We start from the raw sequence: 20,570 nt of genomic DNA, 5'->3' as shown, positions 1-20,570 counted from the left end.
GACCCTGAGGGGGGCGGCCGTGGCCGGCGGGGACAAACCCACCATACCCCCGGGGGTACGCGAAGGTGCTGGATGCTGGCCGGTGCTCGCACCGAGTCGGTAGCGTTGAGCAGGTGACGAGCAAGAACAGCGGACCTGTCCCCCAGGAGACCTTCGCCGACGCTCCCGAAGTCGTCGAGGAACTCCCCGAGATCAGCTTCGACGAGCAGCGCTTCGCCGCGCGCCCCACCCGGCTGAGGCCGCGTGCACGGCGTCGCAGCATCGACGACAGCCCGATCACGCCGCCCTTCGAGCCCACCGGCTCGAACCGCGCCTACGTGGAGTGGCTGGAGGAGCAGTCCATGCTGCACGATGCGGAGCGCGTCGCCCGCCAGCTCGCCGGCAAGCACACCATGTGGTCCAACCCCTACGCGCACCCGGACCCCCGGGCCGCGCTCGCCCGGGCGTCGGTCTGGTACACGGCCTACCCGCTGTCGCACATCACGAAGCCGGGCCAGTCGTTCTTGAACTCGCTCGGCTCGCAGGAGCTGTGGGAGGCGTTCAAGCAGGTGGGGATCGACGCGGTGCACACCGGCCCGGTCAAGCTGGCCGGCGGCCTGAAGGGCTGGGAGCCGACGCCCAGCGTCGACGGCCACTTCGACCGCATCTCGATGGCGATCGACCCGCTCTTCGGCACCGAGGACGAGTTCCGCGACATGTGCGAGACGGCCACGCGCATGGGTGGCACGGTCATCGACGACATCGTCCCCGGACACACCGGCAAGGGCGCCGACTTCCGGCTCGCCGAGCTGAACTACCGCGACTACCCCGGCATCTACCACATGGTCGACATCCCGGAGGAGGCCTGGCACCTGCTTCCCGACGTTCCCGAGGGCCGCGACTCGGTCAACCTGGGCGTCGAGGCGGAGCAGGCCCTGGCCGCCGAGGGCTACATCATCGGCGAGTTGCAGCGCGTCATCTTCTACGAGCCGGGCGTGAAGGAGACCAACTGGTCGGTCACCCCGCCGATCCGCGACTACAAGGGACGGGTGCGCCGCTGGGTCTACCTGCACTACTTCAAGGAGGGCCAGCCGACGATCAACTGGCTCGACCCCACCTGCGCGGGCATGCGCCTGGTCATGGGCGACGCGCTGCACTCCCTGCTCGACCTGGGCTCCGGCGGCCTGCGGCTCGACGCGAACGGGTTCCTCGGGGTGGAGCGCAGCTTCGAAGCGCCCGCGTGGTCGGAGGGCCACCCGCTGTCGCTCGCGGCGAACCAGCTCATCGGGTCGCTCGTGCGCAAGGTGGGCGGCTTCACCTTCCAGGAGCTGAACCTCGCGATCGACGACATCCAGAAGACGGGCGCGGTCGGCCCGGACCTCTCGTACGACTTCATCACCCGCCCGGCCGCGCAGGTGGCGCTCGCCACCGCCGACACCGAGTTCCTGCGGCTCGTGCTGCGGGAGGCCATGGAGATCGGTGTCGACCAGGCGTCGCTCATCCACGCGATGCAGAACCACGACGAGCTGACCTACGAGCTCGTGCACTTCGCCGCCGCCCACCGCGACGACGTCTACGAGTTGGGCGGCGAGCAGTACACCGGGCAGACGCTCGCCGAGCACATCCGCCAGACGATGCGCGACAGGCTCACCGGCGAGGCGGCGCCCTACAACGCCGTGTTCACCACGAACGGCATCGCGAGCACGACCGCCTCGATCGTCGCCGCCAGCCTCGGGATCGACAACCTCGACGACATCACCGACGCCGTGGCCCGCCGCATCCAGCAGGCGCACCTGCTGCTGTGCAAGTTCAACGCCTGGCAGCCCGGCGTGTTCGCCCTCTCGGGGTGGGACCTCGTCGGCGCGCTGCCGCTGCCCCGGCAGGAGGTGCAGGCGCTGATCAGCAGCGGCGACACCCGCTGGATCGAGCGCGGCGCCTACGACATCCTCGGGGTGGCTCCCGACGCGAAGAAGTCGAGCTCCGGGATGCCGAGGGCCCGCGCACTCTACGGCCCCCTGCCGGAGCAGTTGAAGCGGGAGACCTCGTTCGCGTCGCGGCTGTCCGAGGTGCTGAAGGTGCGCAAGCGCGGCGGGATCGACGCGGCCACCCTCGTCGACGTGCCCGACGTCAACCAGAAGTCGCTGCTGGTGCTGGTCAACGAGCTGGCCTCGGGCACGACCCAGATCACCGCGCTCAACTTCGGGCCCGAGAAGATCGAGGCCCGGGTCCAGTCGGCGCTGCTCCCCGCCGGGCGCGCCTTCGACCTGAACACCCGGCGCAAGGTGGCCAACATCGACGAGATGAGCGGCTTCAACCTGGAGCTGCCGGCCTTCGGCGGCCAGGCGATGGTGATCCGCGACTAGCCACTCAGTCGAGCTGCTGGGCCAGGGCGTCCACCCCGGCCTCGCCCGAGGGGTGCCCGCGCAGCAGCGGCAGCTCGACGGTGGGCACGCTGGCGAGGACGGCGCGGAGCCGCTCCACCTGGACGTCCTCCAGCCGCCTGCGCTCGGCGAGCACCTCGCCGGCGTCGCCGGGCGAGCGGCGGTTGATGACCACCGCGGCGAGGGTGACGCCGATCTCGTCCAGGTGCAGGGCGAGCTCGAGCGACTCGGCCATCGGCATTGGCTCGGCGAGGGTCACGAGGACGAAGGCGGCGTCGTCATGGAGCACGTCGCGCAGCCGGGCGAACCGCTCGCGGCGCCTGATCAGGGTGCGACGCAGGGCGGCGTCCCGGTCGGTGGGCGGCTGCTCCTTGTGCGGCACGATCGACTCCAGCACGGCGGAGAACTGCTCCGATCTCGCCCGGCTGCGCAGCAGCGTCTCGGCCCAGTCGGTGAGCTGCTCGGGCAGCATGAGCAGCCGCAGCGTGTGCCCGCTCGGGGCGGTGTCGAAGATGACGACGTCGTAGTCGCGCAGGCCGAGCTCGGTGGCCTCCGCGATCCGCTCCAGCATCGCCGACTCGTGGCTGCCCGGGGCGTGACGGGCCCCCTCGAGGTGCCGCTTGGCAGGCCCGTGGAGCCGCTCCGGCAGCATGCGCTCCATCTGCAGGAGGACGGCGTCGAAGTGGCGCTCGACGACGGTCTTCGGGTCGATCTCCACGCCGTCGATCAGACCGCCGTCGGGCGAGGACGCGAGCCGGGTGGGGTCGTCGCCCACCTTCCGCTCCCAAAGGTGGCCGAGGTTGTGGGCGGGATCCGTCGAGACGAGCAGGACCCTTCTCCCGCGCCGCATCAGCGCGTGGCCGAGTGCGGAGCTCACGGAGGTCTTGCCGACCCCGCCCTTGCCCCCGACGAAGAGGACGCGGTGGCCGGCGACGGCGTTCAGCAGCATGACATGTGGTCCAGTGGTGAGCGGGGCATCCCCATGCGGCGATGCCAGGAGTGGAAGTCCTCGAAGAGGTAGGGCAGCAGTTCGGCGCTGTAGTAGGCGGCCGGGTCCGGCACGCCCAGCGCCTCACCCAGCACGACGAGCGTGAAGAAGTCGTCCTCGTCGCGGCGTTCCCGCGCGAGCGCCTGCCGGTAGGGGCGGGCGTAGTACTCCTCAAGGGAGCGGGACACGCTCGCCCAGCGGGAGGTCATGCGACCCCACCACTGGGCGAGCGAGTCCTTTCGAGGGTCCACTCAGACTTCTTCCCTCACCGCTTCGAGGCGGACGTCCTCGTCGTCGGCCTCCGGCGGGGCGGACTGGGCCTTGCGCATGGCGATGAACGCCTCGATCGCCACCCAGATGCTGGACACGATGATGATGATGTCGAGCACCAGCAGTAGCGCGTCGGGGTTGTCCGGGTTGGCGAAGCTGAACGCCTGGTTGATCGCCGCCCAGAAGGACATGACGAACACGACGGCGAGCGGCAGCAGGGCCGGGAGCGGGTTGCGGCGCTTCCGGATCAGCATGATCGCGATGATCGACAGGGTCAGCGAGGCGAGCAGCTGGTTGGTCGTGCCGAACAGCGGCCAGATGCGCATGCCGCCGGAGCCCTCCAGGCCCTGCGAGAACGTCATCGCGGCGCCGATGGCCACGACCAGCAGCGTGGCGACGTACTTGTTGACCCGCATGTTGAACGAGCTGGCCGCCTCCTGGACGACGAAGCGCATCAGGCGCATGCCGGTGTCCATCGTAGTGGCGGCGAACAGCACCGCCATCGTCGCGAGCACCGTGGCGCTGAGCGAGGCCGGGAGGCCGATGCCCTGCTCCATCAGGTTGCCGCCGCCCTCGACGAAGGCACCGACGCCGCCCTTGCCGAACGCGCTGTAGACCTCCTGCCAGTTGGCCAGGGTGCCGAAGCCGCCCGCGACCGCGAGGATGGTGCCGAGCGAGAGCAGGCCCTCGCCGACGGCGCCGAAGTAGCCGACGAAGCGGGCGTCGGTCTCCTTGTCGAGCTGCTTCGCGGAGGTGCCCGACGACACGATGCCGTGGAAGCCGGAGATGGCGCCGCAGGCGATGGTGACGAACAGCAGCGGGAAGATGCTCGGCGTGCCCTCGGGGACGGCGGTGTTGATCATCGGCGCGACGATGGTCGTCGCGTCCGCGCCCAGGAGGGTGCCGATCAGGACGGCGCCGTAGAGCAGCGCCAGGCCCACGAACAGCTGGACGCCGTTGATGTAGTCACGCGGCTGGAGCAGCAACCACACTGGCAGCAGCGACGCCAGGCCGCCGTAGACGAACAGCACGATGATCCAGAACGCGGCCGGGCCGATGCCGAGGAAGTTCTCCGGGAGCACGACGGGCACGCGGTCGCCCACGACGATCAGCGCGTAGAGGGTGACGACGCCGACCACGGTCACAGGCAGCAGCGGCCACTTCGCGCGGTAGATCGCGAGGCCGACCAGGACCGCCACGACGATGGCGCCCCAGGCGGGGATCACCGAGCTGGGCGTGTTGATCAGCAGGCCGGTGATGACGACCGCGAAGGCGGTCACGACCATGAGCAGCAGCAGGAAGATCACGACGAGGAACAGGTACGAGCCGCGCTTGCCGATGTAGCGGGCCGACAGCGAGCCGATGGAGCGGCCCTTGTTGCGCTGCGACGCCCACAGGGCGCCGAGGTCGTGCATGCCGGCGAAGAACACGGTGCCGATCGTCACCCACAGGAATGCGGGGAGCCAACCCCAGATGATCGCGACGGCGGGTCCGACGATGGGGGCCGCGCCCGCGACCGACGTGAAGTGGTGGCCCCACAGGATGAACTTGTTGGTGGGGACGTAGTCGATGCCGTCGTTCAGCTCGTGCGACGGCGTGACGAACGCCTCGTCGAGCTTGAGCACGCGATTCGCGAGGTACTTCGAATACACGAGGTAACCGAAGGCGAAGACCGCCAATCCGATCACCATGAGCACGAGTGAGCTCATCTTTGGGCTCCTTTGGAGAATGTACGCGTTGGTTTGCGGGCACGGGGGGTGCCTGCGCCTACCCAATCAGGAAACCGCCGGATGTGGGACGAATTTCAAATAACGATCTTGTAACGCTCCTAGCGGGAGCCCTGCGGCGCGCGTACCATCCGCCGGAGCGACGCGATGCCCGCGGCCAGCAGGAGCGCGGCGCCTGCCACGACCCAGCCCATGCCGCGGGGCAGCCCGGCTGTCAGGGCCGCGCCGATCGCGACCGCCACCGCGCCGGCCGAGAGCCCGAGGTACGCGGCGGCGCTCCTCGCCCAGCGGCGCACGACCCCCGCGTCCGCCCGCGCCCAGGGCGGGGATGCCGCGGCGAGCCCGGCCCCGAAGTGGAACACGGCCAGTAGCAGGGCCATCACCGCCCACTGCCACCACGACGCTGCCGCGGCGCCGACGAACCACCACAGCGCCAAGCCCGCGAGCGTGACCGTGGGCGCGGCGGAGTCGGGCAGCACCGCCGAGGCCAGCGCGAGGGCGATCGCCGCGCCGAGCAGGACCGGCCCGTATGGGTGCGGGAACCAGAGGAAGCAGAGCAGGCCGGCGGCGGAACCGGCGACGGCGACGAGGAACCGCAGCAGCGCCTGCGGCAGCGCCGTGGCGCGGAGGGTGACGGTCGCCTCCGAGAGGGTCTCGAACAGGTCCTTCACCGCAGCCTCCGGGGCGCGCTCCGCGCCGCCTCCATCGCCCGGAGCACAGCCGCCAGGCTGGTGGGCCCGCGCCACGGCGCGACGGGGATGCCCAGCTCCTGAAGGCGGGCGACGGCGTCGTCGCGCTCCAGCCGCCGGAGCACCCACGCCTCGCCGAGCAGTGTGTCCGGGCGGAAGTCGGGGATGCGGGCCGCGCGGCCGAGCCCGTCGGGAAGGGTGTCGACGGCGACGACCTCGCCGCCCAGCCGCCGGAGCCGCACCAGCTCGTCGCGGACGGACGGGTCCAACAGCGTGGAGAGGAAGAACACGAGGGTGCCGTCGGCGACGTGCGGGACCCGGCGGAAGAGCCGCTCCTCGCTCCCCTGCCGGCGCATGCGGGAGAGCGCGGTCAGCACCGCCTGCGCCTGGCGCGGCCCGCTGCCGGGACGCAGGTGGCGCAGGCGCCCGCCCACGTCATGGATCGCGACGCGGTCGCCGAACCCGACGTAGTGCGCGGTGATCGCAGTGAGGGCGCGGGCCGCGAGGTCGACGCTGGTGATCGCGTCGCGGGTGCCCGCCCCGTACTCGGTGAGGGTGTCGACGACGACGAGGACGTCGGTGTCGCGCTCCACCAGCATCGAGTTGACGTGCAGTTCCCGCGCCCGCGACGAGACCCGCCAGTTGATGCGCCTGAGCCGGTCGCCGGCGCGGAACGGGCGGACGTCGGAGAGGTCGGTGCCGTCGCCGCGGTCGCGGGAGCGGTGGATGCCGCTGATGCCGATCGGGCGCGAGACGCCCGTCGCGCCCTCGAGACGCTGCACGTCGGGGCGCACGGTGAGCACCACCGGCGTGCCCTCCCCCTGCGCACGCCAGCCCCCCGTGCCGTCGGTGACCGCCACGGTGGGCGCGGGGAGGACGTACCTGCCCCAGCGGTCGGGCACCGCCGCCACGGTGACCCGGGCGGTGGTCGCGACCCGGGCGCCGCCCACCACGTCGAAGTCGACGCGCCCGCCGCCGTCCCACTGGACCGCGGTGAGGTTGCCCGGCGTGCCGGCCTCGACCGCGAGCTCGGCGGCGTCGCCCTCGGCCATCGTCGCCGCGCGCGGGGACGTGCGGACGGCGACCTGGCCCGCCGGCCTGCGCACCCACGCCCACGCGGCGTGCACCACGAAGGGGGCGGCGAGCGCGAGCAGGTCGGGGCGGCCCAGCAGCACGCCCGGTACGGCGAGCAGCAGGCCGAGCCACCACGCGCGGGTGAGCGCCCTCGTCGGGAGGAACGTCACGCGGCGGCCTCGGCGTCCGGCACCGGGACCGACTCCAGCACCTGCGCGACGATGGCGGACGGGGTCACGTCGCTCATCCAGAGCTCCGGCCGCACCGTGATGCGGTGGGCGAGGGCGGGCTGGGCGAGGCGCTTCACATCGTCGGGGATGACGAAGTCCCGGCCGGCGAGCAGCGCCAGCGCGCGTGCGCAGAGCAGTAGCGCCAGCGAGCCGCGCGGGCTGGCGCCGACGAGCGCGTCGGGGTGGGCGCGGGTGGCGCGGGCGAGGTCGACGGCGTAGCGGCCCACTCCGTCGGCGACGTGCACCTCCTCCGCCGCGGCCTGCAGCCGGAGCAGCCCTTCCGGCCCGCACACCGCGTCGACGTGCTGGTCCTCCTCCTTGCGGCTGATCCTCCGCGCCAGCACCTCCCACTCCTCGTCGACGTCGGGGTAGCCGAAGCTCAACCTCAGGAGGAAGCGGTCGAGTTGCGCCTCGGGAAGCGGGTACGTGCCCTCGTGCTCGATCGGGTTGGCGGTGGCGACGACGTGGAACGGGCGCGGGAGGCGGAACGTCGTGCCCTCGACGGTGACCTGCCGCTCCTGCATCGCCTCGAGCAGCGCCGACTGCGTCTTCGGCGGGGTGCGGTTGATCTCGTCGGCCAGGAGGAGGCCCGTGAAGACGGGGCCGTTGCGGAACACGAACTCAGCCCGGTTCTGGTCGTAGATCCAGGAGCCGGTGAGGTCGGACGGCAGCAGGTCGGGCGTGAACTGGGCCCTCGCGAACTCCAGCCCGAGCGCCTGCGCGAGGCTCCGGGCCGCGAGCGTCTTGCCGAGGCCGGGCAGGTCCTCGACGAGCACGTGTCCGCCGGCGAGCACCGCGGCCAGCACCAGGCTCATCTCGTCGCGCTTGCCGACGAGGGCCCGGTCCACCTGGTCCAGGACCCGGGCGGCGAGCCGACCCGCCTCGTCGATGGGCAGGGGAACCACTGGGGCGGTGCTCACAGGGCTTCGATCTCCTTCAGGTAGAGGCGCAGGGTGCGGGGGCTGACGGTGCGGGTGCGGTCGGTGCCCGCGCGGCGGAGGTAGTCCAGCAACTGCGGGCTGAGCAGGCCCTCGGCCTGGGCGAGCGGATCGTCGGCGGGCAGGCCGTGGTGGCGGACGAGGCGGGCGGCGGCACGGTCGGCGAGCGCGTCGGTCAGGGCCACGGCGGTGAACCCCTTGGCCGGCTGGGCGTCGTCGATCATGGTCACCGTGCGGCGGGTCTGGAGGTCGGCGGCGAACCGCATGGGTGCGGGGTCGGCGCGCGGGGGCCGCCAGCCGACGGCCGGCGCGGTGGGCACCCGAGTGCCGACGACCCACCACGCGGCACCGCCCAGCGCGCCGAACAGGAGCCAGGGCCAGACGGACACGTCGAAGCCGGCGACGGTGAAGACGACGAGGATCGCCAGCGCGATCGCCTCCGCGGCCAGCAGGTGCGCGACCGGCCCCCGGCCGTTCACCGCGTAGCCGCCGTGAGGGAAACGTGCAGGCGCTCCAGCGCGTCGAGCGCGGCGTCGCGGTCCTCGTCGCCCAGGGCGTGGGCCGAGAAGGCCGCCTCGCGGTACAGGGCGGCGAGCCGGTGCAGCGCGGCGTCGTCGGCCCGCGTCGCCGACAGCACGTCCACGGTGAACTCGTCGGCGGTCTGCGTGGGGCGGCGGACGGTCCCGGTCGCGGCGACCAGGTCCTCGAGGCGCCGCCAGCAGGCGAGGATCGCGGCATCCACGTCGACCCCGCGGCGCAGCGCGAAGAGCGTCTCCGCGAACGACCCGGCGAGCTCCTCCGCGTCGACCCGCAGCGGCTCCTCGTCGAAGGCGACGTGGGGTGCCTCGGCACGACGCGCGCGGATCGCCAACTGCTGCTGCACGAGCCGCGCGACCACCCACACCACCGTCGGCAGCACCACGAACAGCGCGACGAACCAGAGCACGTCGGTCACCCAGTCGGGGACGCCGGGCAGCAGCGGCAGCTCGGCCTCCGACTCCACCGGGTCCTCGAGGTCGACGTCGTAGGGGTTGGACTCGGCCGCAGACGGCGGCGGGATGCCGACGGTGCGCTCCGGGAAGGCGACCAGCGGCGGCAGCGAACTGCCCGCCCCGAGGCCGGCGACGAAGAGGAGGACCAGGACCGCCGCGACGACGGCGCCCGCCGAACGGCTCAGGGTCCTCGATGACATGGGGTCGATTGTAGGCGGGACAGCGGCCGGCGTTAGCGCGGGGAAGCCGGGCAGCCGCGACCACCGGTCACTAGGATCTGCCCACAGGAGGAGAACCATGAAGGCGATCGTCAAGACCCGCTCGGAGCAGGGGCTCGAGCTCATCGACGTGCCCACGCCCACCGTCGGGCCCAACCAGGTGCTCATCAAGGTGAGCCGCACGGGCATCTGCGGCACCGACGTGCACATCCAGAAGTGGGACGGCTGGGCGAGGAAGACCGTGAAGACCCCGCGGGTCATCGGCCACGAGTTCTCCGGTCACATCGTCGAGCTGGGTGAGCTGGTGACCGGCCTCGAGGTGGGGCAGTTCGTGTCCGGCGAGGGCCACTACGTGTGCGGCCGCTGCCGTGCCTGCCTCGCCGGGCGTCGCGAGGTGTGCGGCAACACGCTGGGGATCGGCTACCACGTCGACGGCGCGATGAGCGAGTACTTCGTGATGCCGGCGGGCAACGTGTGGGTGCACCCCGGCGAGCTGGACCACGACGTCGCCGCGATCTTCGACCCGCTGGGCAACGCCGTGCACACCGCGCTGCAGTTCCCGTGCCTGGCCGAGGACGTGCTCGTCTCCGGGGCCGGGCCGATCGGCATCATGGCGGCCCTGGTCGCGCAGTTCCAGGGCGCCCGCAACGTCGTCCTCACCGACGTGTCCGACCAGCGGCTCGACCTCGCGCACCGCGTCGGGATCTCGCAGACGGTCAACGTCGGGCGCGAGGCGCTGCGCGACGTCTACGGCCGGCTCGGGCTCGTCGAGGGCTTCGACGTCGGCCTCGAGATGTCCGGCGCCCCGGCCGCGCTGACGACGATGATCGACCACATGGTCCACGGCGGCCGCATCGCGCTGCTCGGCACGCCCGTCGCCAACGTGGAGATCGACCTCGCGAAGGTGATCTTCAACATGCTGACCCTGCAGGGCGTCACCGGGCGGCGCATCTTCGAGACGTGGTACCAGGCGTCCGCGCTCGTGGAGTCGGGCCTCGACGTCTCGGGAGTCATCACGCACCGCTTCCACTATTCCGAGTTCGAGGAGGCCTTCGAGGTCGCCGGGGACGGGAAGTCTGGCAAAGTCATCATGAACTGGGAGGACTGAACACATGGTCGAGAACATGCTCGCGGCACTCCGCGACGAGTTGGCACAGCTGCGCGAACAGGGCCTGTACAAGGACGAGGCGGCGCTCACGTCCCCGCAGTCGGCGCACATCAGCGTCGAGGACGGGCGCGACGGGGTGCTCAACCTCTGCGCCAACAACTACCTCGGCCTCGCCGACTCGCCCGAGCTGATCGCCGCCGCCAAGCAGTCGCTCGACGAGTGGGGCTTCGGCATGGCCTCCGTGCGGTTCATCTGCGGCACCCAGACCCAGCACAAGGAGTTGGAGCGGGCGATCACGGAGTTCCTGCACCCGGGCGCGAACGGCTGGGACACCATCCTCTACAGCTCCTGCTTCGACGCCAACGGCGGCCTGTTCGAGCCGCTGTTCGGCCCCGAGGACGCGATCATCTCCGACGAGCTCAACCACGCGTCGATCATCGACGGGGTCCGGCTGTGCAAGGCGTCCCGCTACCGCTACCGCAACCGGGACATGGCCGACCTCGAGGCGCAGCTGCAGGCGGCCGAGGGGGCGCGGTTCAAGGTGATCGCCACGGACGGCGTGTTCTCCATGGACGGCTACCTCGCCCCGCTGGACCAGATCTGCGACCTCGCCGAGAAGTACGGCGCGATGGTGTTCGTCGACGACTCCCACGCGGTCGGTTTCGTCGGCGCGACGGGCGGCGGCACCCCGGAGCACTTCGGGGTCCGGGACCGGGTGGACATCATCACCGGCACGCTGGGCAAGGCGCTCGGCGGCGCGTCGGGCGGCTACACGTGCGCGAGGGCGGAGGTCGTGGAGATGCTGCGCCAGAAGTCGCGGCCCTACCTGTTCTCCAACTCGCTGGCGCCCGCCATCGTCGGCGCGACGATGCGCGTCCTGGAGCTCATCAAGGCGTCGGGCGACCTGCTGCACCGGCTCCGCGAGAACACCGCCTACTTCCGCTCCGAGATGACCGCCCGCGGCTTCGACATCCCCGAGTCCGAGCACCCCATCGCGCCCGTCATGATCGGCGACGCCGTGAAGGCGGCGAGGATGGCCGACGAGGTGCTCGCCCGCGGCGTGTACGTGCGGGCGTTCAGCTACCCCGTCGTTCCTAAGGGGAAGGCGCGGATCCGCACCCAGCTGTCGGCGACGCTCACCCGTGAGGACCTGGACCGCGCCATCAGGGCGTTCGAGGAGGCGCGCGACGCCGTCGGGTGATCCGCACTTGGGAAGCGGCTTTCCGGGGACGGTGAGTATCAAGCATCGGACGTCTTTTGTCAAGACATGGACAGCTTGAATTTTCATCTCGACCGAGGACGCGTCTATGGTGGCTGTATACGATCCAGTCGCTTCCCAAAGGAGTGGAATGACCGCGTCAGTCCTCGAGTCCACCACCACCACCGCCGGCCTGCCCACGACGGGCCGCATCCCCACCCACCCCGGCATCCTCAGCTGGGTGGAGGAGGTCGCCACCCTCACCAAGCCGGCCGCCGTCCACTACTGTGACGGCTCCGACGAGGAGTACACACGCCTCGCCGAACAGCTCATCGCCAGCGGCGCAGCCCGCCGCCTGAACGACGAGAAGAAGCCGAACTCCCTCTACGTGCTGACCGATCCCGACGACGTGGCTCGCGTCGAGGACCAGACGTTCATCTGCTCCGAGGACGAGAACGACGCCGGGCCCACCAACAACTGGATGGACCCGAAGCAGATGAAGACGATCATGACGAAGCTGTACGACGGCTCCATGGCCGGCCGCACGATGTACGTCGTCCCCTTCTGCATGGGCCACATCGACGCCGAGGACCCGAAGTTCGGCGTCGAGATCACCGACTCCGCCTACGTCGTGCTCTCGATGCGCATCATGACCCGCATGGGCGAGGCCCCGCTGAAGGCGATGGAGGAGAAGAACGCGTTCTTCGTCCCCGCCCTGCACTCCGTCGGCATGCCGCTCGTGGACGGCGTCAAGGACGTGCCGTGGCCGTGCAACGACGAGAAGTACATCGTCCACTTCCCCGAGGAGCGGGCGATCTGGAGCTACGGGTCGGGCTACGGCGGCAACTCGCTGTTGGGCAAGAAGTGCTACGCGCTGCGCATCGCCTCGGTCATGGGCCGCGACGAGGGCTGGATGGCCGAGCACATGCTGCTGCTGAAGCTCACCTCCCCCGAGGGCAAGTCGTACAACATCGCGGCCGCGTTCCCGTCGGCCTGTGGCAAGACCAACCTGGCCATGATCCAGCCCACCATCCCGGGCTGGAAGGCGGAGACGCTAGGCGACGACATAGTCTGGATGCGCTTCGGCGAGGACGGTCGCCTCTGGGCCATCAACCCCGAGGACGGCATGTTCGGCGTCGCCCCCGGCACCGGCGAGGCCACCAACCCCAACGCCATGGCCGCCGTCAATGCCGGCAACTCGGTGTTCACCAACGTCGCGCTCACCGACGACGGCGACGTGTGGTGGGAGGGCATGACCAAGGAGGTCCCCGCGCACCTCACCGACTGGAAGGGCCGGTCCTGGACCCCCGAGGGCGGCCCGGAGGGTGGCCGCAAGGGCGAGAAGGCGGCCCACCCGAACAGCCGCTTCTGCACCCCGATCCGCCAGATCCCCACGATCGCGCCCGAGTACGACGACCCTCGCGGCGTCCCCGTCGACGCGATCATCTTCGGCGGCCGCCGCGAAAACACCATCCCGCTCGTCGCCCAGGCCCGCAACTGGGAGCACGGCGTCTTCATGGGCGCCACCTGCTCGTCGGAGACCACCGCCGCGGCGACGGGTGCCGTCGGCGTCCTGCGTCGCGACCCGATGGCGATGCTGCCCTTCATCGGCTACCACGTCGGCGACTACCTGCAGCACTGGATCAACATGCAGACCAAGACCGACCCGGAGAAGCTCCCGAAGATCTTCTACGTGAACTGGTTCCGCCGCGACGGCGAGGGCAACTTCATGTGGCCCGGCTTCGGCGAGAACTCGCGCGTGCTGAAGTGGATCGTCGAGCGCATCGAGGAGAGGGTCGGCGCGGTGGACACCCCGGCGGGCCTGCTGCCCGTCGCCGGCGACCTCGACGTCGAGGGCCTCGACATCGAGCCCGACGTCCTGGCCCAGGTGATCTCCTACCAGGAGCAGGAGTGGAAGGACGAGCTGCCGCGCATCCGCCGCTGGCTGCGGTCGCTCGGCCGGAAGGTGCCGCAGGAGATCCACGACGAGCTGTGGCACGTCGCGATGAAGGTGATCGACCCGCGCTGAGCCGCGGTGCCGGGGCCGCGCGTCAGTCCGCAGCGACGGCGACGCGCGACCCCGCACGGCTCTCGCCCAGCTTGACGAAGACCGTGCCCGCGAGGATCACGAGGCCGCCGACCATCTGTGCCGGGGTCAGCGCCTCGGCGAGGACCAGCCAGGCGGCGAACGCGGAGAAGGGCACCTCGACGAGGTTGAGGAACGACCCGACCGTGGCGCCGATGTGCCGCAGGCCGACGATGCCGCACACGTAGGCGCCCACGGTGAACACCACCAACAGTCCGGCGGGGAGCCACCAACCGACGACCGCCCCAGCGAAGTCGACCTCGGAGGCCGAGAAGCGGCCCTTCATCAGCCCCGTGGCGACGGCCACGCCGATGGTGAGCGCGCCGACGAGCATCCCCAGCCCGGTGAACGCCAACGGCGGGATCGCGTTCGACTGGTGCGACGAGACGAAGAAGTAGACCGCCAGGCACGCCGCCGACGCCAGCGCCGCCGCCACCCCCGGAACGCTCAGCGTGGCGCCGCGGAGGTCGAGCACCAGCAGCACCCCGGCGAGCGACACGACGATCCCTACGACGGTGATGGCGGCCGGCCGTCGGCGCGAGCGGGCCCACAGCCAGGCGACGATGATCAGCGGCGCGCCCATCATCTGCAGCAGCAGCGCGACCGCCACGCTCAGGTGCTGGACGGCGACGAAGTAGGTGCCCTGCATCCCCGCCATGCAGACGACGCCGTAGACGAGCAGCAGTTTCCCGTGTCTCCGCACCAGCCGCCAGCGACGGTGCAGCGCCGCCAGCGTCGGGACTGCCAGGAGCAGCGCCGACCCGACCAGCCGGAGCAGCACCACCGAGCCGGGCGTCCAGCCGGCGCCGTAGAGCGCCTTGGCCACGGGGCCGGAGACGGCGAAGAAGAAGGCGGAGAGGATGACGAACCCGAAGCCGAGGACCGTCGAACGGCTCACCGGAAACCATCCCTTTCCCGACAGCAAGCGTCGAGCGCTCATGCTAGCGAGCGGCGGAGTCCGCCTCAGCCGACGGTTCGGGGCACTTGCTCATCCCAGGTTCGCTCCGCGATCAGTTCGCCATCGCTCTCCGCGGTCATGCGCGCGCGGATGTGGAAGGCCTCGGACGTGGCTGTGACCTCTTGATACGTCGTGGTGCGCACGTTCCAGTCGTCGCGCCTCATCCGCACGTCCCACTCCGAGATCGCGACGGCGGAAGTGGGGTCGTCGCCGGTGATCCGGTAGATCTCCCGCGAGTCCTCCGTGTAGACGAGTCCGTTGTCGAGGACCTTCATCGGCACGTAGCCGGGGTCCACGTCGAGCGTCCAGGTGTTCTTCTCGACGTCGAACCTCACCTCCCTGGAGGTCCGGGTGCGCTCCGGCGACGGTGGGGACGCCGGCTTCGGCTTCGGCTCCATCTGCTCGGGCTCCTCGAACGTGACCTCGTCGGCGCTGGGTACGCGCCCAGGCGCCAGGCGTGGCAGTTCGGCAGAGCTCCGTTCGAGGTTCAGTCGCACGGTGAGCGGCTCCGCGTGCGGCCAGACCCACGGCCAGTACGTCGTCGACACTGTGAACCGAAGCACGTGCCCGGCCGGAACGGTCACGCCGACCGAGGTGAGTGGCACCTCGACGGTCTCCGCCGTTCCGGGGGCCCAGGGCACCTCCTTGTCGCGGCCCTGGCGGGCCGACAAGTTCATCACGCCGCGGGCGAGCAGGCGCGACGCACCATCCGGCGCCACGTCGCACAGGCGGACTATCACCTGGCCACGCGGCTTGTCGGAATCGATGTGCAAACGGGTCCGGACGACGCCGAGCAACGTGAGGTCCTCGGCGAGCGGCTCGCTGTCCAACGCGACGCTGCGGCCGTCATCGCCTCGCTGGTCCGGTGGGAGATCCGTGTCGTTGCCGAAGGGGAAGAACCGCCCGCTGTCGACGCCGTTGTGCTGAGCAGTGCGGACGGTCACCCAGCCGTCGAGCACCGGTACCGACGCCCGGTCGAAGCGGTGCTCCCGTGCACCCACTTCGGGTGACGGCCACGGCGTCGCCATCCAGTTGCCCGGTACGTCGGCGTAACGCACCTGCGGCGGCCGGTAGCCCTCGACGAAGACACGCAGGTTGGCCTCGTCCTCCACACCGTTGGCCTCGCCCTTCAGCCAACGATCCCACCAGCGCAGCGATTCCTGCAGGAAACCGATCGCGGGCCCGGGGCTGTCGGCGCGATCGGGGTACTGGTGCGCCCAAGGACCGAGCAGGCCCTTCACCTCGCCCGGCAGGTTCTCGACGAGCCGCAGCACCGTGTCGTGGTAGGGATCCGCCCACCCGCCGACGGTCAGGACCGGGATCTCGATGTCCGAGTAGTTCTCGCACACCGAGCCGTGTTTCCAGTACTCGTCGCGGGTCTGGTGCGAGAGCCAGGTGGCGACGGGCAGGGAGAGTCCGTCCAGGCGTTCCTGCCACATCCGGCGCCAGTCCCGGCCCACCTGGATCGGGTCCGGCGGGCGCGTCATGAATGCGAACACCGCGCCCGCCCAGGCGGTCATGTCCACGCCGAGCACGGAGCCGCCGACGTAATGCACGTCGTTGTCGTAGCGATCGTCGGTGGAGCAGACGGTGATGATCGCCTTCAGCGCGGCAGGACGTCGAGCCGCCAGCTGCAGGCTGTTGAACCCTCCCCAAGAGATGCCGAACATCCCGACATCGCCGGTGCACCATGACTGGTCAGCGATCCACGCCAGCACCGACTCGCCATCACTCAACTCCGACTCCGAGTACTCGTCGGTGTATACACCTTCGGAGTCACCGGTGCCCCGGATGTCGACTCGGATCGATGCGTAGCCGTGGCCGGCGAACCAAGGGTGTCGCTCATGATCCCGGGTCTCCGTCCAGTCGCCCTTGCGGTACGGCAGGTACTCCAGCAGTGCGGGCACCGGCTTGTCCTCGTCGGCATCCTCAGGGATCCAGATGCGAGCGTGGAGGCGTGTCCCGTCGGGCATGGGGATCCAGGCGTGATCGACGCGCACCGGGCGCGGGAGTTGGTCGGGCGTGACGTAACGCAATGGAAAGTCCTCTCCTCAGGGGTGTTCCGACGGGGCATCGACCGGGAGCCAGGCACGTGATCGGTGACCGTCACCATGGTCCTCCCAAGCACCGTCCGGGTCCGGTTTCCAGGTTCGCTCAGAGCCGGCCTGCGCCAAGGGATCCTGCATCACCCACTCCGCATCCCCCGAAGGCCCTTGCGCCGTGGCGGACGCACCGTCGGGGACCACCAGCGTTGCGGACAGCAGTTCCCTCGTGTACGGGTGGCGAGGGTTCCCGAACACCGCCGCCGTGAGCCCTTCCTCAACGACCAGCGCGTCGTGCATGACGAGCACCCGGTCGGCGATGCCACGTACCACGGCGAGGTCGTGGCTGATGAAGATGCAGGCGAGTCGGTTCTCGCGACGGATGTCGTCGAGCAGTCGTAGGACGCTGGCCTGCACGGACACGTCGAGTGCGGTGGTGATCTCATCCGCGATGATGACCGTCGGGTCGCCGGCGAGAGCCCGCGCGATCCCGATGCGCTGCCGTTGGCCGCCGGAGAGCTGGCCAGGGAGACGCCGCGCGAATTCCGCCGGTAGCTCGACTTGCCCCAGAAGTTCCCCGACGCGCTGCTTCTCCTTGCCGCGCGCGGTGCGGAACAGCTGCAGCGGCCGCCTGATCGATGTGCCGACCGTGAGTCGCGGGTTGAGCGCGGTGTCGGCGTTCTGGAAGACGAGCTGGATCCGGCGGCGCAGCCCCAGAGGACGACGGCGCACAGGCTTGGTGAGGTCGGCCTCCGCGACTTCGGTCCCCTCCGGGTCCGTCGCAGCGCCACCCGAATAGGTCAGAGCGCCGCCGCTCGGGGGCGTGAGTCCGGCCACGGACCAGGCGAGTGTGGATTTGCCGGACCCGGACTCGCCGACGAGCGCGACCACTTCGCCCCGACGCACTTCGAGGTCGACGCCATTGACGGCGTGGACCGCCCGGCTTCCACGGCCATAGGTGACCCGGACGTCGCTGCCCCGAATCAGCGCCTCCGTGTCGCGGACGTCGACCCGGGAGCGCACGCGTCGCGTCCCGTCGTCGGTAACCTCGACGAGACCGTCGTCGGTCAGCCGCGGGGCAGAGGCCAGCAGCATCCGGGTGTAGTCGTCGGCGGGGGCGGCGAAGAGCTCCCGCGCGGGCCGGTACTCCACCTGTCTGCCGTCCCGCATGACGAGAACGTCGTCCGCCATGCCCGCAACGACGCCGAGATCGTGCGAGACCAGGAGCGTGGCAGCGTTGAGTTCGTCCGAGAGATCACGGAGGAGCCGCAACACGCCGGCCTGGGTGACCACGTCGAGCGCGGTGGTGGGTTCGTCGAGCACGAGGGCCTGCGGGCGCGCGGCGACCGCCATGGCGATGGCGACGCGCTGCTGCTGGCCGCCGGAGAGCTCATGCGGATACGAGCGGGCCAGTCGGTTGGGCAGCGCCACCTGGTCCAGCAATTCCGCGACGCGCTCGTCGGATGCTGCGCCGCCGTGCACCGTGAGCGCCTCGGCGACCTGCTTGCCGATGCGCATCGACGGGGTCAGCGCCTGGCCCGCGTTCTGCGCCACCAGTGCGACGGTCCCCCCGCGCAGCTCGCGCAGCTCGGGGCCCTTGAGCGCGAAGACGTCTTGGCCACCCACTGTGACCGAGCCCCCGCGCACGAACGAGCCCGGTCGGAGGTAACCCAACAGCGTTCGCGCCACGGTCGACTTGCCCGAGCCGGACTCGCCGACGATGGCGAGGGTCTGGCCAAGTTCCACCTGCAGGCTGACGTCGTGGACGACGTGCACCGGCGGTCGGCCCTGCGCGGTGCGGTAGCTGATGGCGAGGTCCTGGATACGGACGAACGGGTCGGTGGACCGCGTCATCGTCATGCTCCCTTCGAGAGACGGTCGACACCGAGGCGGCCGGACAGGCCGTCCGCGGCCGAGCTGAGTCCGATCACCAGCGTGGACAGCGCGATGATCGGCGCGAGCACCGCCCAGGGCACGACTGTCATCGCCATCCTGCCTTCCGAGATCATCAGGCCCCAGTCGGGGGTGGGTGGGTTGGCACCGAAGCCGAGGAACGACAGCGTGGAGATCAGCAGCACGGCCCACGAGGCGCGCATCGCATACTCCACGAGCATGACCCCCGGCACGTTGGGCAGGATCTCGCGCACGACGATCGAGAAGGCGGATTCGCCCCTGGCCCGCGCCGCCGTGACGAAGTCGAGTGGTGCCACCGCCATTGCGGCGCCCCGGACCACGCGCGTCACTGCGGGCGTGTAGACAACGGTGACGGCCAGCACGATCACGGGGATGCTGTTGCCGAACACGGTGACCACCACGAGCAGCGCGAGGATCGACGGGATCGCGAGCACCGCATCGATGAGCCGCATCACGACCATGTCGAACCAGCCACCGAGGTAGGCGCTGAGGATACCGAGGGCGGATCCGAGGAGCACCGTAACCGTCGTGGCGATGAACGTGACCTGCAGCCCGAACCGCCCGCCGTACAGGGTGCGCGCCAGCACGTCGCGCCCGTACTGGTCCGTGCCCAGCAGGTGTTCGCCGCTAGGCCCCATGAGCGCACGGCTCGGGTCGGACAGCGTCGGGTTGTGCGGGGTGAGGATCGGTGCGGCGAGTGCGATCACGAGGTGGATGGCGATGAGCACCAATCCGACGATCAACGTGGCGCTGCCGCTGTCCAGCCGGAACTTCGGTTTCCGCTCGATGGGCGCTTCGAGCCCCTCGCGGGTCTTTGCTTCGACGGTCATGCCGCTGCCTCCTGCCTCGTGCGCTGCCGGGGGTCGAGGAGCATGGCACCGAGGTCGGCCGCGAGGTTCGCCAGCGAGTAGATGATGGCGGTCACGATGGCCACCGACTGGATGACCGGGAGGTCGCGGTTGTGGACCGCCTCGATCATGTAGGAGCCGAGCCCGGGGTAGTTGAACACCGCTTCCACGACGACGACGCCGCCGATGAGCCAGGCCACGTTGATCGCCAACACGTTGAGCGTGGGCAGGATGGCCGTCGGGAGGGCATGGCGGATCACGACATCGCGTCGCCGCACCCCCTTGAGCATCGCCGTGGTCACGAACTCCGACGCCATCGCGTCGATCACACCGGTACGGGTCATGCGGAGGATGTAGGCGGTCATGGAAATGGTGAGCACGATGATCGGGAGGATGGTCGCGGGGAACAATTCCCCCATCGTCGCCTGGTCGCCGTCGATGACCACCGCGGGCAGGATCGGGAAGGTCACCGCCAACAGCAGCACCCCGAGCGTGGCGGTGACGAACTCGGGGATCGACATGCCCACGAGCGCCAGACCGGAGGCCACCCGGTCCGGTGCCTTGTCGCGGTTGAGGCCCGCAACGAGGCCGAGGTAGACGGCGAGGGCCACACCGAGGACGAACGTCGGGACGGCGATCATCAGCGTGTTGCGGAGCCGCAGGCCGAGTGCGGGACCGACGGGCTCGCGGGTGACTAGCGAGTTTCCGAAGTCGCCCGTGAAGAGCCCGAGCAGCCAGTCTCCGTAACGCGTCAGGACGGGGCGGTCGAGGCCGAGCTCGGTCCGCATCGCCTCGACCGCCTCGGGAGTGGCGTCCTGCCCCAACACCTGCTGGGCGACGTCACCTGGGAGGAGCTGGACCGCGAGGAACACGAGCGTGGCCGCGAGCAGGACGGTGAGCACGGCGGTGCCGAGTCTGGTGAGGATCATT

17 protein-coding genes are annotated in these 20,570 nt (G+C 70.4%); 4 read left to right on the top strand and 13 right to left on the bottom strand.

What is annotated here, in order from left to right; all coding sequences use genetic code 11:
* Nucleotides 1–113 precede the first annotated feature (113 nt).
* Nucleotides 114–2,342, top strand: coding sequence for a maltose alpha-D-glucosyltransferase (treS, locus tag BLR46_RS04260; protein ID WP_093249143.1), 2,229 nt, complete (start codon nt 114–116; stop codon nt 2,340–2,342).
* Between the two features lie 4 nt (nt 2,343–2,346).
* On the opposite strand, the gene BLR46_RS04255 is transcribed toward treS, so the two are convergent.
* The 8 genes from BLR46_RS04255 to BLR46_RS04220 form a co-directional block, all read right to left on the bottom strand.
* Nucleotides 2,347–3,309: an ArsA family ATPase gene (locus tag BLR46_RS04255; RefSeq protein WP_093249141.1), complete on the bottom strand. Its 963-nt coding sequence runs from the start codon at nt 3,307–3,309 to the stop codon at nt 2,347–2,349.
* On the bottom strand, nt 3,300–3,599 hold the full coding sequence (locus BLR46_RS04250) for a cory-CC-star protein (protein ID WP_218118313.1): 300 nt from the start codon (nt 3,597–3,599) through the stop codon (nt 3,300–3,302). Before BLR46_RS04250 ends, BLR46_RS04255 begins: the two co-directional genes overlap by 10 nt.
* Nucleotides 3,600–5,327: a carbon starvation CstA family protein gene (locus BLR46_RS04245; RefSeq protein WP_093249139.1), complete on the bottom strand. Its 1,728-nt coding sequence runs from the start codon at nt 5,325–5,327 to the stop codon at nt 3,600–3,602.
* A gap of 119 nt (nt 5,328–5,446) precedes the next feature.
* Nucleotides 5,447–6,016, bottom strand: coding sequence for a hypothetical protein (locus tag BLR46_RS04240; protein ID WP_093249138.1), 570 nt, complete (start codon nt 6,014–6,016; stop codon nt 5,447–5,449).
* Nucleotides 6,013–7,278 carry a DUF58 domain-containing protein gene (locus BLR46_RS04235; protein WP_093249136.1) on the bottom strand — a complete coding sequence of 422 codons (1,266 nt, stop codon included), beginning with the start codon at nt 7,276–7,278 and terminating at the stop codon, nt 6,013–6,015. Before BLR46_RS04235 ends, BLR46_RS04240 begins: the two co-directional genes overlap by 4 nt.
* A complete protein-coding gene (locus BLR46_RS04230) occupies nt 7,275–8,258 on the bottom strand; it encodes an AAA family ATPase (RefSeq protein WP_245701481.1) in 984 nt (327 codons plus the stop codon). The genes BLR46_RS04235 and BLR46_RS04230 overlap by 4 nt, the downstream gene beginning before the upstream one ends.
* A complete protein-coding gene (locus tag BLR46_RS04225) occupies nt 8,255–8,755 on the bottom strand; it encodes a hypothetical protein (protein ID WP_093249134.1) in 501 nt (166 codons plus the stop codon). The genes BLR46_RS04230 and BLR46_RS04225 overlap by 4 nt, the downstream gene beginning before the upstream one ends.
* Nucleotides 8,752–9,468: a DUF4129 domain-containing protein gene (locus BLR46_RS04220; RefSeq protein WP_176761652.1), complete on the bottom strand. Its 717-nt coding sequence runs from the start codon at nt 9,466–9,468 to the stop codon at nt 8,752–8,754. The genes BLR46_RS04225 and BLR46_RS04220 overlap by 4 nt, the downstream gene beginning before the upstream one ends.
* A gap of 97 nt (nt 9,469–9,565) precedes the next feature.
* Here BLR46_RS04220 and tdh point away from each other — a divergent pair, with 97 nt between their 5' ends.
* From tdh to BLR46_RS04205, 3 genes are all read left to right on the top strand, one after another.
* On the top strand, nt 9,566–10,594 hold the full coding sequence (tdh, locus tag BLR46_RS04215) for an L-threonine 3-dehydrogenase (RefSeq protein WP_093249130.1): 1,029 nt from the start codon (nt 9,566–9,568) through the stop codon (nt 10,592–10,594).
* 4 nt (nt 10,595–10,598) lie between these two features.
* Nucleotides 10,599–11,795 carry a glycine C-acetyltransferase gene (locus BLR46_RS04210; protein WP_425441374.1) on the top strand — a complete coding sequence of 399 codons (1,197 nt, stop codon included), beginning with the start codon at nt 10,599–10,601 and terminating at the stop codon, nt 11,793–11,795.
* 148 nt (nt 11,796–11,943) lie between these two features.
* On the top strand, nt 11,944–13,821 hold the full coding sequence (locus tag BLR46_RS04205; RefSeq protein ID WP_176761651.1) for a phosphoenolpyruvate carboxykinase (GTP): 1,878 nt from the start codon (nt 11,944–11,946) through the stop codon (nt 13,819–13,821).
* 22 nt (nt 13,822–13,843) lie between these two features.
* Here the strand turns inward: BLR46_RS04205 and BLR46_RS04200 are convergent, their stop codons facing one another.
* The 5 genes from BLR46_RS04200 to BLR46_RS04180 all read right to left on the bottom strand — a co-directional run bounded on the left by BLR46_RS04200 (nt 13,844) and on the right by BLR46_RS04180 (nt 20,569).
* A complete protein-coding gene (locus BLR46_RS04200) occupies nt 13,844–14,776 on the bottom strand; it encodes an EamA family transporter (RefSeq protein WP_218118312.1) in 933 nt (310 codons plus the stop codon).
* A 65-nt stretch (nt 14,777–14,841) separates the two neighbouring features.
* Nucleotides 14,842–16,872, bottom strand: coding sequence for a CocE/NonD family hydrolase (locus tag BLR46_RS04195; protein ID WP_245701480.1), 2,031 nt, complete (start codon nt 16,870–16,872; stop codon nt 14,842–14,844).
* A gap of 15 nt (nt 16,873–16,887) precedes the next feature.
* Nucleotides 16,888–18,732 (bottom strand): dipeptide ABC transporter ATP-binding protein, encoded by a 1,845-nt coding sequence (locus BLR46_RS04190; protein ID WP_218118311.1) that lies wholly within the window; start codon nt 18,730–18,732, stop codon nt 16,888–16,890.
* Between the two features lie 2 nt (nt 18,733–18,734).
* Nucleotides 18,735–19,622 (bottom strand): ABC transporter permease, encoded by an 888-nt coding sequence (locus BLR46_RS04185; protein ID WP_093249123.1) that lies wholly within the window; start codon nt 19,620–19,622, stop codon nt 18,735–18,737.
* On the bottom strand, nt 19,619–20,569 hold the full coding sequence (locus BLR46_RS04180) for an ABC transporter permease (protein ID WP_245701478.1): 951 nt from the start codon (nt 20,567–20,569) through the stop codon (nt 19,619–19,621). The genes BLR46_RS04185 and BLR46_RS04180 overlap by 4 nt, the downstream gene beginning before the upstream one ends.
* Nucleotide 20,570: the final 1 nt, after the last annotated feature.

The organism is Tessaracoccus oleiagri (assembly GCF_900103275.1).
GTDB classification, from domain to species: Bacteria; Actinomycetota; Actinomycetes; order Propionibacteriales; family Propionibacteriaceae; genus Arachnia; species Arachnia oleiagri.
Note: the sequence above shows the minus strand (reverse complement) of the source record. Positions and strands in the feature narration are given on the sequence as shown.